This window comes from Paenibacillus sp. USDA918EY (assembly GCF_009870825.1).
In the GTDB taxonomy this organism is placed as follows: domain Bacteria; phylum Bacillota; class Bacilli; order Paenibacillales; family Paenibacillaceae; genus Paenibacillus_AQ; species Paenibacillus_AQ albilobatus.
Map to the genome: position 1 here is coordinate 1 of NZ_WTWY01000060.1, position 587 is coordinate 587.

The 587-nt window shown below is 44.3% G+C and carries 1 protein-coding gene; it reads left to right on the forward strand.

Annotation, left to right across the window (positions count from 1 at the left end):
- Positions 1-163: 163 nt before the first annotated feature.
- A complete protein-coding gene (locus GQY55_RS30805) occupies positions 164-427 on the forward strand; it encodes a hypothetical protein (protein ID WP_160045733.1) in 264 nt (87 codons plus the stop codon).
- Positions 428-587: the final 160 nt, after the last annotated feature.

The following is a 587-nucleotide window of genomic DNA, read 5'->3' on the forward strand; positions in this document are numbered from 1 at the left end:
GGTTCACCAGCAAGTTCGAGCAGCTGCTGAAAGACCTGTCTTACGGCCGGCAAGTGGTTAAGGCCCGCAAGGTCGAAACTCCCGGATCATACCGCCTCACAGTGGGTTATCGGTCAAATTAAACAGAAGACTAAGCGGACTTCATTGAGAGGAGAAAATGGCTATGGATACAGCGATTTGGCAGCAGGTTGCGGAATTGAAATCAAAATTATTGGAATTGGCTTGTACGTTGATGAGTGTTCCTGAGGAAGAATTTTCTCGGGAACATGCGATCCTTGATTTATACATGTTTGTAGAGGACGTCCATAACTTGGAGGAACGATGCCTGGAAGCAGTTGTGAAAAGGGATTTAAAGACGGTCAGAGAGTTAGCTGATTACAAAGAACGTCTCTACAGAGGCACAGAAAAATCTCTAAACTTTAAGTGAGGTGAAAATCCATGACTGATGCGATGGTCCTTGCTACGGCATTAGTTGGTTACCGTGGAATGAAACTGGAGGAAATTGTTCAATTCTTGAAGGAAAGTATTGTGGTTGAAGTTGATGGCAGGCAAGTGATCGAGCTGACTATTTTTGAAAAGAAGATCGG

Coding starts and splice junctions, on each gene's coding strand:
- GQY55_RS30805 (WP_160045733.1), top strand. CDS start 164: ATGGATACAGCGATTTGGCAGCAGGTTGCGGAATTGAAATCAAAATTA.